The following is a 16,675-nucleotide window of genomic DNA, read 5'->3' on the forward strand; positions in this document are numbered from 1 at the left end:
GGTGCTTTTTTTTGTTTTTATTAGTGTTTAATTAGATTCTCGAGAATTTAATATTTTGAGCTACGAGTAAATTGATTTCAAATATCAAATTTTCTATTTTACATAATATAAATTATAGTTCATTAATAACATAGGTAATAAGAAATAAGTATATAATAAATAAGCCTTCGTGTTAATTTACAAAGGCTTATTTATTATTTTTAGTAATGATTATATAATTTCTTCTTTAATTCTTTTGTCTGGACGGATGATCATGCGCAACGATTGATCTTTAGAAAAATATGCAATCATCCAATGATAAAATGTATTGATACGATTTCGGTATGTAATTAATGACATTAGATGTACAAACAACCAAATCATCCAAGCAATGAATCCTTTAAAATGCATTTTAGGTTTTGGTAAATCAACCACAGCTTTATTTTTACCAATAATCGCCATTGAACCTTTGTCCTTGTAAATAAATGGTTTGAGATTTTTATTTTCAAGTAATTTTTTGAAATTATCTGCTAAATTTAATCCTTGTTGAATGGCTACTTGGGCTACTTGTGGATGTCCTTGTGGAAAATTTATATCTGTTACTTGAAGACAAGTGTCGCCTATAGCAAAAATATTGGTCGTACCGTTTACTTTATTAAACGCATCGGTTAGCATACGTTTTCCACGGCCATAACTCTCGGATGGAATTCCTTCAAATTCTCTAGCGGTTACTCCGGCTGCCCATATCAAATTTTTGGTTTGAATGGTGTTTCCATCAGCAAAAAATACAGTATCGTCTTTATAATCAACTACGCGTGTATTCAATTTTACAACTACACCAAGTTTTGTAACCGCTTCAAGTGTATCTTGTTGTGAAGCAACACTCATCGGCGAAAGCAAAGCCTCACCACCATCAACCAAATAAATATTACTGGCAGATGTATCTAATTCTGGATATTCTTTTATAAGTATACTTTTTCTCATTTCGGCGAACATTCCTGAAACTTCAACTCCTGTAGGACCACCACCAGCAACAACAATCGTAAGTAATTTTCTTCGTTTTCGGATGTCATTACAAATCGCTGCTTTTTCTAGATTTTTTAACAAGGTATTTCGCATATCAATAGCATCGTTAAGCGTTTTCATTGGAATGGCATTTTTCCTTACATTTTCCATTCCAAAATAGCTAGTCTCTGCTCCTGTGGCAAAAACAAGTTGATCGTAACTTAGTTCACCATTATTAAGAATAATTTTATTTTCGTTTGGAATAACTTTTATGAGTTCACCCAAACGAAATTGTAAATTCTTTTTTCCAGCAAAAAACTTTCGGAATGGATAACTAATACTTGAAGGTTCTAAAAAAGCTGTAGCGACTTGATAAATTAGTGGAGGAAAAAAATTGTAATTATTTTTGTCTACTAATGTAACGGTTATTCCTTTTTGGTTAGTTAATGCTTTGGCCAAGTTAATACCTGCGAAACCTCCTCCTATAATTACAATATGCATCTTTTGCTGATTTAGAGTTATAGTCACAATTGATAAACCTGAGGCAATCTTTGTGTCCTATATTTTATTTGTACTCAATAAAAATACAAAAATAAATTAGCAGAAAAATTTAGTTTTTGAATTTTTTAACAGGCTTTTCTGTAGCTTCAGCTTTGTTTTGTAACCAGTAATTTGCGATTAATTTTTCAATCAATTCCTCTTTGGTGAGATGGTGAAAAATAGTTTTTATTTTAGTTTTGAATTCAGCATCCAACTCGTGATTAGGTTTGGTTTTGAAAATTTGTTTGGCCCACAAAAGTGCATTATTTTCTTCTATACTTGCCATTGATGGCTTTTGGTATTTTGAAAATTGTAATCCCAATTCTCTTTCAAAATCAGCAATTTCAGCTTCTTCCTCGGCTTGTAAAACAGTTAGTGAAAGTCCTTTGGCTCCTGCTCTGGCAGTTCTTCCACTGCGATGTACATATGCTTCATACGTATCTGGCAAATGATAGTTCACCACATAAGAGATGGCCGCTACGTCTATACCACGTGCAGCTAAATCGGTGGCAATCAAAATACTAATATGCCCTTGTCTGAATTGATCCATGATTCTATCACGTATTCCTTGTGACAAACTTCCGTGTAAAGCTCCAGATGAAAATTTATTAATGGCCAAGTTTTTAGCCAATTTATTAACAGCAGCTTTGGTTTTACAAAAAATAATACCACGATCTCCTTCTTTTGTATTCAAAAAATGCATTAAAACGTCTAGTTTTTCTATGGGATCCACTACAATGTACTTATGGTCAATGCCTTGATTACCCATGGTTTCCATACTAGCACTTACTTGGATGACGTTTTTGTTTAAGTAATTCTGAATAAGTTGTTTTATAGTTCCAGGAAGTGTTGCTGTAAAAAGATAAGTTTGATGTTTTTTTGGCAACTCAGCAACAATGGTATCTAAACTATCCTTTAAAATAGAAACCATTTCATCGGCTTCATCTAGAATTAAAAAAGAAGTCGCTTTTAAATCAACAGCTTTGCGTTCGATTAAATCGATCAATCGACCGGGGGTAGCGATAATGATGTGTGTAGGCAGTGACAAACGCTCTACTTGAGGTTTGATCGGTACTCCTCCGCAAGTAACAGCTATTGAAATAGCAGGTTGGTACTTGGCGAATTGTACCAAATTATCAAAAATTTGATTGCCTAATTCTCTGGTTGGTACCAAAACAATTGCTTGAACAGCTGTATTAGTAACATCGATTTTATCTAAAAGAGGTAATCCAAAAGCAGCAGTTTTCCCTGTTCCTGTCTTAGCAATTCCAACTAAATCGGTGGTATTGGCCAATGCTAATGGTATAATTTCAGACTGAATTTCTGTAGGTGTTACAATTCCCATTTCGGTAATCGCTTTAACAAGGGGTGCTGAAAGCCCTAAATCTGAGAATTGTTTTGACATGTTTTCTGTTTTTGAAATTCTTGTTGTTTCTTGATATAGCCCGGATGGGAACGGCATCCTTTTCTTTTTTTTCTTTAAAAAAAGAAAAGATACAGTGTACAGCCGGAAAAAGCTCCTAAAAATTAATCTAATTCACTTAAGACTTTTTCTCTATATTTTTTACCAATTAATAAGGTAAGTTTTTGTTTGTAATCATCCACCAACCATTCGCGGTAGTTTTTACTACATTGACTAAGGCATTTTGAATAACGCTTGATACGACATTCAATATCTTCATCTAATTCTTTAGCCAACGCTCTAGCTTCTTGAGGGAGCTCAGCATTATCTACACACATAGAAGCATGTTGATCCAAGGATTTATCAAGGACAACTTTTGAACGTAAATTTTGTTTTATTGCCAGTTTATGTTCTTCATCAACATCAAAAGTGACTACTTCAGTTTTACTAAATTTAGCTCTTAATTCGGGCGACATTTGGTATTTGAAATGCAATTCTATTTCGTGATCATCTCTTAAATTTTCTAAATAAAACTCAGGAGATTTGAAGATATGTTGCCAATTTACAGGTTCACTCCATAAACCAAATCTTGCTGCATTATTTCCTAAATCGATAACTGTAAATTCATCTTTTCCTGGTAATTTTCTTGATCCACGACCAATCATTTGGAAATAAAGCGTCAACGATTTTGTGGCACGATTCAATATAATGGTTTCTACTGTTGGTTCATCAAATCCAGTAGTTAAAATCCCTACGGAGGTTAAAATGGCATCTGGAGTATGCTTGAACCAATGCAAAATTTCTTTTCGTTCATCGTTATTACTGGTATTGTCTAAATGACGAATAGGATAACCTGCCTCACGGAACGTTTCGTAAACGTACAAAGAGGTGTTGATACCGTTATTGAAAATTAAGGTTTTCTTACCTAAAGATTTTTCGGTGTAAGCATGCAATAATTTTTCTTGCATGGCCATGTTAGTGTATAAATCATCGGAAGATTTTACGGTATAATCTCCGTTGATTCCGACTTTAAGAGAAGTCAATCCTACATCATAACTATAAGTTACAGCACGAGCCAAGAATCCTTTGTCTATTAATGAGCCAATGGTATCACCAACAATCAATTCATCATAGCTTTGATGCATAGGTAATTTGATATTAGAACTCAATGGTGTAGCGGTAACCCCAAGAATAAAAGCATTCTTAAACGAACTCAATAATTTTCGAAAGGAATTGTAGTGCGCTTCGTCAATGATGACCAAGCCAATATTGTCTAAATGTAGTTTTTCGTCATTAATACGGTTTTTTAAAGTTTCGACCATGGCTACAAAACAAGAATAATCGTTTTGGTCTGGCAATTCTTTTACTTTACTATTGATGATTTTATTTTTTACATCAAATCCTTTGAGCATTTTTGAAGTTTGTTTGCATAACTCAATTCGATGTGTCAGTACAACCACTTTTTTGTCATGTTGTGATAAATACCTGCGAACTATTTCTGAAAAAACTACTGTTTTTCCACCACCTGTAGGCAATTGATATAATAGATGATGATTATTTGGAGCATTATCTATTCTTTCAAAAATTGCATCTATATCTCCTTTTTGGTAGGCATAAAGTTCTTTTTTATCTTCAACTCGAATTTCTAAAGTGTCTTCTAACATTGTATTTTCTTGGATTTTTGCAAAAATACACCGAAAAAAGAGTTAATCCACTACTATTAAAATAAAAAATATAGTTTTGATTAAATAATTTTATTTAAGAGGCGCTACAAAATTGATATTTTATCGATTAAGGTTTCAAAATCATAACGGTTTTGCCACTTTTTTGTTTTGGTTTCTTCCGCAATTGCTAGAATTCGGTTTTTAAAATCTGTGTAAATTCCATTAGCAATACAATAATTTGTTGCTTGTTCAAAAGAATTGAACATACTTTTATAAAAAGTCTCACTTTTAATGGGATTTTCTGCTGCAAACGTTTGTGCAATTTCTATTGCATACAGCATTAAATCAGTAACTACAAAAGGATCAACTCCTAAAAGAATAAAATGCTTGATAAACTTCTGAGCAACAGAGCGTCTCATTTTGGCTCTGGGCTTGCTCTTTCTGCTTGGGTTTCTTACTGGGAAATATTCATGAGTAACTTTGAGCTTTGCTTCTTGCAAAAGAGTATCTTCCTTTGGATTAAAAACAAAATTGTAATAGACTTTTACGGAACTGAATTTTTCATATAATTCTAGTACTTGTTCTTCCAATTGTTCTTTGGTTAATTGGGCTACATATTTTTTTAATTCGCGTTTACTCATTTTCAATCGTTATGGATTGTAAATGTAAATACTTTGACTTTACAAACGCTGAAATCAACAAGAATCCTTAATTTTGACACAATAAAAATTACTTAAATTTAAGAGATGCTCAAATTATTCAAAATTACTGCCATTTTAGAAGGATGTTCTTATTTAGTTTTATTAGCTAACATGTTGTTTATTAAACCCAACAATATGGATTTATACAAAACGCTCTTGTATCCGATAGGAATGAGTCACGGTGTTTTGTTTATTGGGTATGTATTGTTAGCTATACTATTAAAAAAAGCTCAAAAATGGTCCTTCCCTACTTTTGCTATTATTATTTTAGGTTCATTACTTCCGTTTGGTACTTTTTATATCGAAAAGAAATACTTGAGTAATGAATAAGACATTAGAACAACTCTTTAATTTCCTCTACCCTATTTTTAGAAAATGGGGATTGGGTTATTCGTTTTCTTCTTATTTGAGTTTGGTGTTGAACATCATTATTTTGATTGTTTTAACCTATACTATTTATATGTTTTTCAGGTTTTTGTTTGTTACGGCTATGGCTGTCATTGCGCTAAAAACAAAAACCAAGTTCGACGATTTAATCATATCGAATAAAACGGTGATTTACATCGCACAATTAATTCCGTTTACTTTAATTTATAAATCGGTTCCAATTATTTTAGAACGCTATGATTATTGGGAAGATATTTTCGGAAAATTAGTTGGGGTGTATATTGTATTATTAGTTCTTTGGATTATACGAACACTATTGAATACTACCCAAGATTATCTCAAACATATTCCAAGATACAGCGACAAACCTATTGATAGCTTTATTCAGGTAATTATGATTGTACTTTGGATGTTTGGAATATCGGTAATTATTTCAAAGTTATTTGGTATCAGTCAAAAAGAAATGCTCACCATTCTTGGAGCGGTATCAGCTATAATCATTTTAATATTCAGAGATACTATTTTAGGTTTTGTAGCTAGTGTTCAAGTGGCCATCAATGATATGGTTCGCATTGGCGATTGGATAACCATGGACAGATATGGCGCAGATGGCGATGTAATTGAAATCAATTTGGCTACGGTAAAAGTTAGAAATTTTGATAACACAACCACAACAATTCCGACGTATAGCTTAAGTTCTGATTCTTTTCATAACTGGAGAGGAATGCTGAAATCAGATGGAAGACGAATTAAAAGACATATATTGATTAAAGCAGGAAGTATTCGATTTTTAGAAGATACTGAATTAGATGAATTGCAAAAAATAGAACTTATTCGGCCTTATATTCAATCTCGTAAAGCTGAAATTGATCGGTACAATCGAGCTAATGCAGTAGATAAAAGTATAGCCATCAACGGAAGAAACATGACTAACTTAGGCTTGTTTAGAAAATACATCAATCAATACTTGCATCTGCATCCAGGATTGAATAAAAACATGATTATGCTTTGTCGGCAATTACAACTTACTGCTCAAGGAGTTCCGTTGGAGGTGTATGCCTTTTCTACTGACAAACGCTTTGAAAATTACGAATATATAATGGCTGATATTTTTGATCATGTCATTGCTTCAGTTAAGTACTTTCATTTGGAAGTATATGAAATGCCGTCTGAAAGCAATTTTCTAGATTACGAATTGCCTGTGAGAAAAACTAAAGGGACACTTTAATTGGTGTCCCTTTTTTTTATAGTCTGTTTTTAACATATTCAATTTCAGTTTTTCCATGCGCTTTTGGTTTACCATCAGGTCCAAGGTTTACCATTGTAGTTTTATCAATTGTTAGAATAGTTTCACGTGTCATCATGTTTCTGGCTTCACATTTTAACACTAATGAGGTGTTGCCAAATTGAATAACATCAATACCAATTTCAATAATATCACCTTGTCGAGCCGAACTTGTAAAATTGATCTCTGACATGTATTTGGTCACAATTCGGGAATTTTCGAGCTGAATAATCGTGTACAAAGCCAATTCTTCGTCAATCCAAGCCAATAATCGACCACCAAACAACGTTCCGTTTGGATTTAAATCTTCGGGTTTTACCCATTTTCTAGTATGAAATCTCATTTTTTTAGGTTTATTTCCAAATTTAAGAAATTACCAAAAGACTTTTTGATTAACTTTAAAGAAAAAACAATGAATCAAAGAGATCTTCTTCTAAAAGAATTAAGAGGTGAAGCCATTGGAACAATAACTCAGTACTCCTCAAACGAGGAAGCCTTTCAAAACCAAACACTTCGCCCTATTCTAAAACTTCAAAATGATTTATTTCTAGCTTCATTTGAAAATTATATAACTAAAAATAAAAAAGACTTTTATAATCTATCTACTGAAAAGAAACTGCTTTTGATTGAAAATTCAATTCAAAAGGATATTAAGTTTAGAAATGCTTTAAAAGGAATTGTTATTGGTCTTTTTACCTTGGAAGAATACCAAACCTATATTCAAAATTCATCCAATCTAAACAAACGAATGATGAATATGTTAATTGAAAGACTTAAAAGCCAAATTCAATTGTTAGACAAGTAAGTTCAAAAATCTTTAATGTCATTTTAACGCAATGAAAAACAAATTCAATCTTCTGATATAAATATTAATAAGATAAATAATATAAATAATTGTTTTTAATTCGTTTTAAAATGTTGTTGTTCAAAAAAGTACTCTTAAAAAAATTAATAAATCGTATTCATTTTCCCATCTTGATTCTATTCTTTCATCATTTTCTATAGAAATAAAATAATCATTGCTAATTATTTATTAATGATATTTAATTAAGATTAAAAAAAATAATCTGTCATTTTTTTACTTATTATTGTAATATATTGATAATTAAATTTTTTATTGATAAAAACCTAATCCTTTAAACTTTATTCAAATGGATCGAAGAGAAGCATTAAAAAAAGTAGCTTATTTGATGGGTGGCGCTATTTCTGCTACAACAATGGGTGTTTTGTTTGAAAGTTTTACAGTCTACGAACCAGGAAAAAGTCCTTATTTGTATTCGGCTTCCGAAGAAGAAATTTTAGCTGAATTTGCTGAAATAATTTTGCCTACCACTTCTTCCTCTTCTGGTGCTAAAGCAGCTGGTGTAGGAGCATTGATTCCTTTGATTGTAAAAGATTGTTATCCTCCAAAACTGCAAACGGTTTTCAAAAATGGGTATGAAGTCATGCTTGCAAAATCAAAAACAAAATTCAATAAAGAATTCTTGGCTTTGTCTACTGAAGAAAAAGTCCAATTGATGAATGATTTGAAGCAAGAGGCTATCGATAGTAATAAAGAACCTTCTTTCTTTTTGATAGCGAGAGATTTGACCATTTTAGGTTATTTCTCTTCTGAAATTGGTTGTACTCAAGCTCGTGAATACTTGCCTATTCCTGGAAAATATGATGGAAGCGCTCCCTATAAACCAGGACAAAAAGCTTGGGCCACATAAAAAGAACTGGAATTCAATTGTAGTATTAATTCAAAAAAAAGCAACTCGTGAATATCAATACCGATTTAAAAAAGCAAAATACTTATGACGCCATCGTTATAGGTTCAGGAATAAGTGGTGGTTGGGCAGCCAAAGAATTAACCGAAAAAGGTCTCAAAGTACTCATGCTCGAACGTGGTAAAAACATTGAACATATCAAAGACTACGATTCAGCGATGAAAGCGCCTTGGGAAATTCCGTATGCAGGCAAAATGACCGAGGAACAAAAACGCACACATCCGGTGCAAACCCGTGATTATCCGTACAATCAAGCAACCGAAAGTTGGTGGGTTAATGATTTGGAATGTCCTTATACTGAAGACAAACGTTTTGATTGGTATAGAGGTTTTCATGTAGGAGGAAAATCCTTAATGTGGGGGCGTCAGAGTTACCGCTTGAGTGACCACAATTTTGAGGACAATGCGAGAGATGGTCATGGTAATGATTGGCCTATTCGCTATAAGGATATTGCGCCTTGGTATGATTATGTAGAAAAATTTGCTGGAATTAGTGGGCAAAATGAAGGTTGGCCTTTGTTACCCGACGGACAATTTTTACCTCCTATGGATTTGAATTGTGTCGAGAAATCAGTGAAAGAACGTATCGAAAAACATTATAATAAATCTAGAATTCTAACGATTGGTCGTACAGCCAATTTGACCGTACCTCTTAATGGTAGAGGCAGCTGCCAATACCGAAATTTATGCAGCAGAGGTTGTCCTTTTGGGGCTTATTTCAGTACTCAATCTGCCACTCTACCAGCAGCAATGGCTACGAAAAAACTAACCGTTCGCCCCTACTCGATTGTCAATCATATTATTTATGACAAAGACACCAAAAAAGCCAAAGGCGTTATGGTCATTGATGCTGAAACTAATGAAACGATGGAATTCTATGCCAAAATTGTTTTTGTTAATGGTTCAACATTAGGTTCTACTTTCATTTTATTGAATTCTACTTCTGAGGCACATCCTAACGGTTTAGGAAATAGTAGTGGACAATTAGGGCATAACTTAATGGACCATCATTTTAGATGTGGTGCCGAAGGAACTGCCGAAGGTTTTGAAGACAAATATACTTACGGACGACGCGCCAATGGAATTTACATTCCAAGATACCAAAACTTTAATGGTGATAAACGCGATTATTTGAGAGGTTTTGGATACCAAGGAGGCGCTAGTAGAGGGAATTGGCATAAAGAAGTCGCTGAATTGGCTTTTGGTGGTGATTTTAAAGAAACTATGTCAAGACCAGCTGATTCTTGGACTATGGGTCTAGGTGGTTTTGGAGAAATGTTGCCTTATTACGAAAATAAAGTCTATATCGACCATTCGAAAAAAGACAAATGGGGACAACCTGTTTTGGCTATCGATTGTGAATACAAAGAAAATGAAGCCAAAATGCGCGAAGACATGATGTATGATGCCGCAGAAATGCTAGAAGCTGCAGGGTTAAAAAACATCAAAACTTATGATAATGGCTGTTTCCCAGGTATGGCCATACACGAAATGGGAACTGCTCGTATGGGGAACGACCCTAAGGAATCTGTTTTGAACAAATGGAATCAAATGCACGAAGTAAGCAATGTTTTTGTAACAGATGGTTCTTGTATGCCTTCTGTAGCTTGCCAAAACCCATCATTGACCTTCATGGCTTTGACTGCAAGAGCTTGTGATTATGCCGTAAAAGAATTGAAAAAGAAAAATATATAGAGACCAATTGTCAAGCATGAGAAAATTAAAAATGGGAATGATTGGCGGTGGTAAAAATGCTTTTATTGGAGCAGTACACCGCATTGCCGCCAACATTGATGGTTTGATTGAATTGCATTGCGGTGCGTTTAGCTCTAATCCTGAACTATCGATAGAATCAGGTCAGGCTTTGTTTTTACCAAAAAATAAATGTTACGGTTCTTACGAAGAGATGATTACCGCCGAAGCACAATTACCGCCCAACGAAAGAATGGATTTTGTATCGATTGTTACACCCAATCACGCACATTTTGCCCCAGCTATGATGGCGTTAGACTACGGTTTTCATGTGGTTTTAGACAAACCAATGACACTAACCCTTGAAGAAGCCAAACAGTTAGCTCAAAAAGTAAAGGAAACAGGATTACAATTGTGCCTTACACACACCTATTCTGGCTATCCTATGGTGAAACAAGCCAAAAGTATGATAGCCGATAACCAATTGGGTGCAATCCGCAAAATTATGGTGGAATATCCTCAAGGTTGGTTGAGTACTTCATTTGAAAAGGAAGGGAACAAACAAGCCGCTTGGCGCACTGACCCTTCTAAGAGTGGAATTAGTGGTTGTATGGGCGATATTGGAACTCATGCTGCTCATTTAGCCGAATACATTTCAGGATTGAAAATTACCCAACTTTGCGCTGATATCAATACCGTTGTAGCTAACAGACGATTGGACGATGACGGCAATGTGTTGCTCAAATTTGATAATGGTGCCAACGGAATATTAGTGGCCAGCCAAATTGCCGCTGGTGAGGAAAACAGTCTTAAAATTAAAGTATATGGCGAAAAAGGTGGCCTTGAATGGCACCAAATGGCACCGAATACCTTAATCGTAAAATGGCTAGATGCTCCAGCACAAATTTATCGCACTGGAAATGGTTATGTATCGTCCATCGCTGCATTTAATTCCAGAATTCCAAGCGGACATCCTGAAGGGTATTTAGAAGCTTTTGCCAATTTGTATAAAAACTTCGCTTTAACCCTTCAAGCACAATTAGAAGGTAAAGAACCAACTGCTGAAATGCTTGATTTCCCAACCGTTTCAGATGGTGTACGCGGGATGGCTTTTATAGAAAATGTTATTGCCTCAGGGCGTTCGACTCAAAAATGGACCGAATTTAAAATTTAAATCAAAAGAAATGACCACAATGCAAGGCCCAGCCGTTTTTTTAGCTCAATTTATCTCAGATGAAGCTCCTTTTAATTCATTAGACGGTATTTGTCAATGGGCGGCTGATTTGGGATTCAAGGGGATTCAAATTCCAACTTTGGATGCTCGCTTTATCGATTTACAAAAAGCTGCCGAAAGCAAAACCTATGCTGATGAACTTACAGGAAAAGTTGCCTCTTACGGACTAAAAATATCCGAATTATCAACTCATTTGCAAGGACAATTGGTGGCTGTACATCCCGCTTATGATGATTTTTTTGATGGATTTGCTCCTACTCATGTACGCGCTAATCCTAAAGCTAGACAAGAATGGGCAGTACAACAGATGCATTATGCCGCCAAGGCTTCTCAAAATCTAGATTTAGAAGCGCATGCAACCTTTAGTGGCTCTTTGTTATGGCAATATTTTCATCCTTGGCCTCAGCGTCCACCGGGATTAATTGAAGAAGGATTCAAAGAACTCGCCAAACGCTGGTTGCCCATACTAAATGCATTTGACGAAAATGGTGTCGATGTTTGCTACGAAATTCATCCAGGTGAAGACTTGTTTGATGGCGAAACTTACGAGATGTTTTTAAAAGCCGTTAACAATCACCAACGCGCTTGTTTGTTGTACGATCCTTCGCATTTTGTATTGCAACAATTGGATTACTTGCAGTATATCGATTTTTATCACGAGCGCATTAAAGCCTTTCACGTAAAAGATGCCGAATTCAATCCTACAGGAAAACAAGGCACTTTTGGAGGGTATCAAAGTTGGCTCAATCGCGCGGGGCGCTATCGCTCACCTGGTGATGGTCAAATTGATTTTAAAACCATTTTTAGCAAATTGGCGCAGTACAATTACAAAGGTTGGGCCGTAATGGAATGGGAATGTTGCTTGAAAAATCAAGAAGAAGGTGCGAGAGAAGGCGCTGAATTCATCAAAAAACATATCATTAAGGTCACCGATAAAGCTTTTGATGATTTTGCAGCAGTCAGTACCAACACCGAATTGAACAGAAAAAATTTAGGATTATAAATATAAAAGCAAGAAAAATGAAAATTAAAATAATGGCAGCCATCATTAGTGTAAGTGTTTTGAGCGCTTTTTCTGATTATGAACTCATTCCAAAAAACAAAGTAGTTCCAACAGAACAACCTTCAGAAGGTGAAAAGTTAATCGCAAAACAAGACTGCGCTACTTGCCATAAAATTGACAAAAAAGTAATTGGCCCATCGTATTTAGATATTGCCAAAAAATATCCAATGAATGATAAAAACATCAATTATTTATCGGATAAAATTATCAAAGGAGGTTCAGGTGTTTGGGGCGCTATTCCAATGGCTGCTCACGGTGCGTTGAAAAAAGACGATGCCAAAAAAATTGCGAAGTACATTTTATCATTGAACAAATAAATTGAAACCCATCTATGGATCAAGATTTTAACCCAAAAAAAGAGCCCGAATCCACAATTCGTAGGGATTTTCTAAAAAAAGGCGCACTAGCAACTGCAGCCTTTATGATTATTCCACGTCATGTAATGGGAAGAGGTTTTGTAGCGCCAAGTGACCGATTACTTATTGCGAGTATTGGTGTAGGCGGAAAAGGCCAGTCCGATATTGCTTCATTTGAAAAAAGCGGATTAGCCAACGTAGCTTATTTATGTGATGTTGATACGCGCAGAGCGTCCAATAGCGTAAAGGCCTTGCCAAAAGCAAAATTCTACAAAGATTGGCGTGAAATGCTCGATAAAGAGCATAAAAATTTTGATGCCGTTTCGGTTTCAACACCCGATCATAATCACGCGATTCAAGCCTTTGCTGCCATGCAATTGGGTAAACATGTGTATGTGCAAAAACCTATGACGCATGACATTTATGAAGCGCATATGTTGACTCAAGCTGCAAGTCGCTATAAAGTGGTAACTCAAATGGGAAATCAAGGGGCTTCGAATGATGGTACGCGATTGCTAAAAGAATGGTTTGAAGCCGATTTGATTGGCGATGTGCACACTGTTTATGCTTGGACCGACAGACCCGTTTGGCCACAAGGGATTCCGTGGTCTACTGCAAAAGCCGATATTCCAAAAGAATTAGATTGGGATTTGTGGTTGGGAACAGCACCAAGTAAAAATTATGTCGACAAACTGGTGCCGTTCAACTGGCGTGGTTGGTGGGATTATGGAACAGGTGCCTTGGGCGATATGGGATGCCATTTGCTAGAAGCACCATTTTCTGTATTGAATTTGAAATACGCTAAAGACGTTCAATGTAGCGTGGGTTCTGTGTATGTGGATGAATTCAAAAGAGGGTATTTCCCAGATAGTTGTCCGCCGTCGAGCCACGTGGTATTGACTTTCCCTAAAACGGATAAAACCAAAGGCGATGTCAAAGTACATTGGATGGATGGAGGCATTCAGCCAGAACGTCCTGAGGAATTAGGTGCCAACGAAATCTTTGGTGATGGAGGAAACGGAACTTTGTTTATTGGAACTAAAGGAAAAATGATTTGCGATACCTACAGTGAAAATCCAAGATTATTGCCTTTGAGTCGCAATGAAAACCTAAAGATTGCCGAGAAATATCCTCGTGTGAAAGACGGAGCCAGCGGTCACCAAAAACAATGGATTGAAGGTTGTATTGCTGGTTATGGCAAAAAAGAATTGAGTTCACCGTTCGAGATTGCAGGTCCGTTGACTGAAGCTTTATTGATGGCGAATCTTGCCGTTCGAGGTTATGATTTGTACAAAGAAGTATTGGGAGAAGATGTGTATCCAGGACGTTCGGTAAAACTGCTTTGGGACAATACCGCCAAAAAAGTAACCAATGTAGACGAGGTAAACCAATTTGTAAAACGAAATTACAGAGAAGGTTGGAAAAATTTGAGTTTTTAAGCTTGTAACCAAGAATTCAGCTTGTGGCTCCCTAGCCCCGATGGCAGCGGCATCCTTTGCTTTTTGGGTTAAAAAGCAAAGATATAGCGGACAGCGGGACTTTGACAACAAAAAAGCCTTTTCCTAACCGCTCCAAACAATTAAATGAACTAAAAAATAATCTATAGATATGAAGAAAATAGTAGCAACACTTATGGTTTTGGTAATCGCTCAAACCGTACAAGCACAAAAAGGATTTAAACCGATTTTTGACGGAAAAACAACAACCGGTTGGCATACTTACGGCAAAACTAACGTGGGTGCTGGATGGAAAGTAGAAGACGGTGTCTTGCATTTTGACCCCGAAGCAGCCAAAAATGGTCAAGGTGGCGACATCGTTACCGATGCGGAATACGAAAACTTTCACTTGAAAGTGGATTGGAAAGTAGCCCCAAAAGCCAACAGTGGGATTATTTTTTATATCAATGAAAATCCACAGAAATACAAAAACACGTATGAGACTGGTTTAGAAATGCAGGTGTTAGACAATGACGGTCATCCTGATGGAAAAATTACCAAACACCGTGCGGGAGATTTGTATGATTTGATTCAGAGTAAATCAGAACCGGTAAAACCTGTAGGGGAATGGAATACCGCAGAAGTAGTTTGTAAAAACGGCAAATTGACTTATGTTTTAAATGGTGTAATTATCGTAGAGACAGTACTTTGGGATGATGCGTTTAAAGCATTGGTAGCAGGAAGTAAATTCAAAGCTTGGCCTGGATTTGGAACCTTCAAAAAAGGAAAAATTGCCTTGCAAGACCACGGAGACAATGTTTGGTACCGTAACATTCTAATCAAAGAATGGAATACCATGGAAACCACAACAGGCTGTAAATAGCCCCTAACCCACTAGCTACTAACCTAAAAAACCACCTAAAACTATGAATAACACTATCCGCATTAAATTATCTGTCATGATGTTTCTTGAATTTTTTATCTGGGGGGCATGGTTTGTCACCTTGGGGACATTTTTAGGAAACAATTTAAAGGCTTCGGGTGCTGAGACGGCAGCAGTTTTCTCTACCCAATCTTGGGGAGCCATTATTGCACCATTTATCATTGGTTTGATTGCAGATCGTTATTTTAATGCCGAAAAGATATTGGGTATTTTGCATTTGGCAGGTGCTTTTTTGATGTATCAAATGTATCAATCGCAAGATGTAAGCTTGTTTTATACTTATGTGTTAAGTTATATGGTGTTGTACATGCCCACTTTGGCTTTGGTGAATTCCGTGGCGTTTAACCAAATGAAAGATGCTGAAAAAGAGTTTGCGAACATTCGCGTTTGGGGAACCATTGGTTGGATTTTGGCAGGGTTAGCGATTAGTTTTATTTTTCATTGGGACACGACCGAAGCTATTGGTCAAGGATTGCTCAAAAACACTTTTCTATTAGCAGGTATTGCGGCATTGATTTTAGGAATTTTTAGTTTCACTTTGCCTCAAACACCACCAAAAGTAAGCGACGAAAAAGTAAAAATCACTGATATTCTAGGACTAGACGCACTACAATTATTAAAAGACAAAAACTTCTTAATCTTCTTTATATCGTCAATCCTAATTTGCATTCCGTTAGCTTTTTACTATCAAAATGCACATCCTTATTTGACAGCAGCTGGTGTTGAAAATCCAACAGGGAAAATGGCAATTGGACAAATTTCAGAAGCCTTGTTTTTACTTTTGATTCCAGTATTTTTTGGGCGTTATGGCTTTAAGAAAACCATACTTGTTGGAATGCTTGCTTGGGCGATTCGTTACGTTTTGTTTGCGTATGGCAACGGCAGCGATTTGAGTTTTATGTTGATTATAGGTATTGCATTACACGGAATTTGCTATGACTTTTTCTTTGTTTCGGGACAAATTTACACCAACTCCAAAGCGGGTGAAAAATACAAAAGTGCTGCACAAGGCTTGATTACTTTGGCAACCTATGGTATCGGTATGCTGATTGGCTTTGCTGTCGCAGGTTGGATCACCGACAATTACAAAACAGTTGACGGAGGAACAAACTGGCAGATGGTTTGGATTATTCCTGCTGGAATTGCCTTTGCAGTGTTTTTGATTTTTGCCCTATTTTTTGATCAAAAAAAAGAAGTCAAAACAACGGTCACTCTTTAAA

At 35.8% G+C, this 16,675-nt stretch carries 16 protein-coding genes; 11 read left to right on the forward strand and 5 right to left on the reverse strand.

All coding sequences use genetic code 11. From position 1 onward, the window contains the following. Positions 1-210: 210 nt before the first annotated feature. The 4 genes from WFZ86_RS12705 to WFZ86_RS12720 form a co-directional block, all read right to left on the reverse strand. Positions 211-1,485 carry an NAD(P)/FAD-dependent oxidoreductase gene (locus tag WFZ86_RS12705; protein ID WP_342692266.1) on the reverse strand — a complete coding sequence of 425 codons (1,275 nt, stop codon included), beginning with the start codon at positions 1,483-1,485 and terminating at the stop codon, positions 211-213. 109 nt (positions 1,486-1,594) lie between these two features. Beyond that, positions 1,595-2,929 (reverse strand): DEAD/DEAH box helicase, encoded by a 1,335-nt coding sequence (locus WFZ86_RS12710; protein WP_342692267.1) that lies wholly within the window; start codon positions 2,927-2,929, stop codon positions 1,595-1,597. A gap of 122 nt (positions 2,930-3,051) precedes the next feature. After that, a complete protein-coding gene (locus WFZ86_RS12715) occupies positions 3,052-4,590 on the reverse strand; it encodes a DEAD/DEAH box helicase (protein ID WP_342692268.1) in 1,539 nt (512 codons plus the stop codon). A gap of 104 nt (positions 4,591-4,694) precedes the next feature. After that, positions 4,695-5,231 (reverse strand): DUF6155 family protein, encoded by a 537-nt coding sequence (locus WFZ86_RS12720; protein WP_342692269.1) that lies wholly within the window; start codon positions 5,229-5,231, stop codon positions 4,695-4,697. Positions 5,232-5,336: 105 nt separating this feature from the next. Here WFZ86_RS12720 and WFZ86_RS12725 point away from each other — a divergent pair, with 105 nt between their 5' ends. Together WFZ86_RS12725 and WFZ86_RS12730 are read left to right on the forward strand one after the other, a co-directional pair. After that, positions 5,337-5,621 (forward strand): DUF3817 domain-containing protein, encoded by a 285-nt coding sequence (locus WFZ86_RS12725; protein WP_315154854.1) that lies wholly within the window; start codon positions 5,337-5,339, stop codon positions 5,619-5,621. Beyond that, entirely contained in the window at positions 5,614-6,906 is a 1,293-nt protein-coding gene (locus WFZ86_RS12730; RefSeq protein WP_342692270.1) for a mechanosensitive ion channel family protein, read from the forward strand. Before WFZ86_RS12725 ends, WFZ86_RS12730 begins: the two co-directional genes overlap by 8 nt. A gap of 16 nt (positions 6,907-6,922) precedes the next feature. On the opposite strand, the gene WFZ86_RS12735 is transcribed toward WFZ86_RS12730, so the two are convergent. After that, complete coding sequence (locus WFZ86_RS12735; protein ID WP_342692271.1) at positions 6,923-7,306, reverse strand: acyl-CoA thioesterase; 384 nt, start codon at positions 7,304-7,306, stop codon at positions 6,923-6,925. Positions 7,307-7,375: 69 nt separating this feature from the next. On the opposite strand from WFZ86_RS12735, the gene WFZ86_RS12740 reads away from it, so the two are divergent. The 9 genes from WFZ86_RS12740 (at position 7,376) to WFZ86_RS12780 (ending at position 16,674) form a co-directional block, all read left to right on the forward strand. Then, complete coding sequence (locus WFZ86_RS12740; protein ID WP_342692272.1) at positions 7,376-7,768, forward strand: glyoxalase; 393 nt, start codon at positions 7,376-7,378, stop codon at positions 7,766-7,768. A gap of 346 nt (positions 7,769-8,114) precedes the next feature. Continuing rightward, positions 8,115-8,675 carry a gluconate 2-dehydrogenase subunit 3 family protein gene (locus WFZ86_RS12745; protein WP_342692273.1) on the forward strand — a complete coding sequence of 187 codons (561 nt, stop codon included), beginning with the start codon at positions 8,115-8,117 and terminating at the stop codon, positions 8,673-8,675. 47 nt (positions 8,676-8,722) lie between these two features. Continuing rightward, entirely contained in the window at positions 8,723-10,426 is a 1,704-nt protein-coding gene (locus tag WFZ86_RS12750) for a GMC oxidoreductase (RefSeq protein WP_159685388.1), read from the forward strand. A 16-nt stretch (positions 10,427-10,442) separates the two neighbouring features. Continuing rightward, on the forward strand, positions 10,443-11,597 hold the full coding sequence (locus WFZ86_RS12755; RefSeq protein WP_342692274.1) for a Gfo/Idh/MocA family protein: 1,155 nt from the start codon (positions 10,443-10,445) through the stop codon (positions 11,595-11,597). 10 nt (positions 11,598-11,607) lie between these two features. Beyond that, on the forward strand, positions 11,608-12,660 hold the full coding sequence (locus WFZ86_RS12760; protein ID WP_342692275.1) for a sugar phosphate isomerase/epimerase family protein: 1,053 nt from the start codon (positions 11,608-11,610) through the stop codon (positions 12,658-12,660). Positions 12,661-12,677: 17 nt separating this feature from the next. After that, positions 12,678-13,037, forward strand: coding sequence for a c-type cytochrome (locus WFZ86_RS12765; protein ID WP_342692276.1), 360 nt, complete (start codon positions 12,678-12,680; stop codon positions 13,035-13,037). A 14-nt stretch (positions 13,038-13,051) separates the two neighbouring features. Further along, positions 13,052-14,515, forward strand: a complete 1,464-nt coding sequence (locus WFZ86_RS12770) for a Gfo/Idh/MocA family protein (RefSeq protein WP_342692277.1) — start codon at positions 13,052-13,054, stop codon at positions 14,513-14,515. A gap of 169 nt (positions 14,516-14,684) precedes the next feature. Further along, the gene (locus tag WFZ86_RS12775; RefSeq protein ID WP_342692278.1) at positions 14,685-15,395 is read left to right on the forward strand and encodes a 3-keto-disaccharide hydrolase; all 711 of its coding nucleotides are present in this window, start codon (positions 14,685-14,687) and stop codon (positions 15,393-15,395) included. Positions 15,396-15,438: 43 nt separating this feature from the next. Further along, a complete protein-coding gene (locus WFZ86_RS12780; RefSeq protein WP_342692279.1) occupies positions 15,439-16,674 on the forward strand; it encodes a nucleoside permease in 1,236 nt (411 codons plus the stop codon). Position 16,675: the final 1 nt, after the last annotated feature.

The sequence above is a fragment of the Flavobacterium polysaccharolyticum genome (assembly GCF_038739875.1).
Lineage (GTDB): Bacteria > Bacteroidota > Bacteroidia > Flavobacteriales > Flavobacteriaceae > Flavobacterium > Flavobacterium polysaccharolyticum.

Coding starts and splice junctions, on each gene's coding strand:
- WFZ86_RS12705 (WP_342692266.1), bottom strand. CDS start 1,485: ATGCATATTGTAATTATAGGAGGAGGTTTCGCAGGTATTAACTTGGCC.
- WFZ86_RS12710 (WP_342692267.1), bottom strand. CDS start 2,929: ATGTCAAAACAATTCTCAGATTTAGGGCTTTCAGCACCCCTTGTTAAA.
- WFZ86_RS12715 (WP_342692268.1), bottom strand. CDS start 4,590: ATGTTAGAAGACACTTTAGAAATTCGAGTTGAAGATAAAAAAGAACTT.
- WFZ86_RS12720 (WP_342692269.1), bottom strand. CDS start 5,231: ATGAGTAAACGCGAATTAAAAAAATATGTAGCCCAATTAACCAAAGAA.
- WFZ86_RS12725 (WP_315154854.1), top strand. CDS start 5,337: ATGCTCAAATTATTCAAAATTACTGCCATTTTAGAAGGATGTTCTTAT.
- WFZ86_RS12730 (WP_342692270.1), top strand. CDS start 5,614: ATGAATAAGACATTAGAACAACTCTTTAATTTCCTCTACCCTATTTTT.
- WFZ86_RS12735 (WP_342692271.1), bottom strand. CDS start 7,306: ATGAGATTTCATACTAGAAAATGGGTAAAACCCGAAGATTTAAATCCA.
- WFZ86_RS12740 (WP_342692272.1), top strand. CDS start 7,376: ATGAATCAAAGAGATCTTCTTCTAAAAGAATTAAGAGGTGAAGCCATT.
- WFZ86_RS12745 (WP_342692273.1), top strand. CDS start 8,115: ATGGATCGAAGAGAAGCATTAAAAAAAGTAGCTTATTTGATGGGTGGC.
- WFZ86_RS12755 (WP_342692274.1), top strand. CDS start 10,443: ATGAGAAAATTAAAAATGGGAATGATTGGCGGTGGTAAAAATGCTTTT.
- WFZ86_RS12760 (WP_342692275.1), top strand. CDS start 11,608: ATGACCACAATGCAAGGCCCAGCCGTTTTTTTAGCTCAATTTATCTCA.
- WFZ86_RS12765 (WP_342692276.1), top strand. CDS start 12,678: ATGAAAATTAAAATAATGGCAGCCATCATTAGTGTAAGTGTTTTGAGC.
- WFZ86_RS12770 (WP_342692277.1), top strand. CDS start 13,052: ATGGATCAAGATTTTAACCCAAAAAAAGAGCCCGAATCCACAATTCGT.
- WFZ86_RS12775 (WP_342692278.1), top strand. CDS start 14,685: ATGAAGAAAATAGTAGCAACACTTATGGTTTTGGTAATCGCTCAAACC.
- WFZ86_RS12780 (WP_342692279.1), top strand. CDS start 15,439: ATGAATAACACTATCCGCATTAAATTATCTGTCATGATGTTTCTTGAA.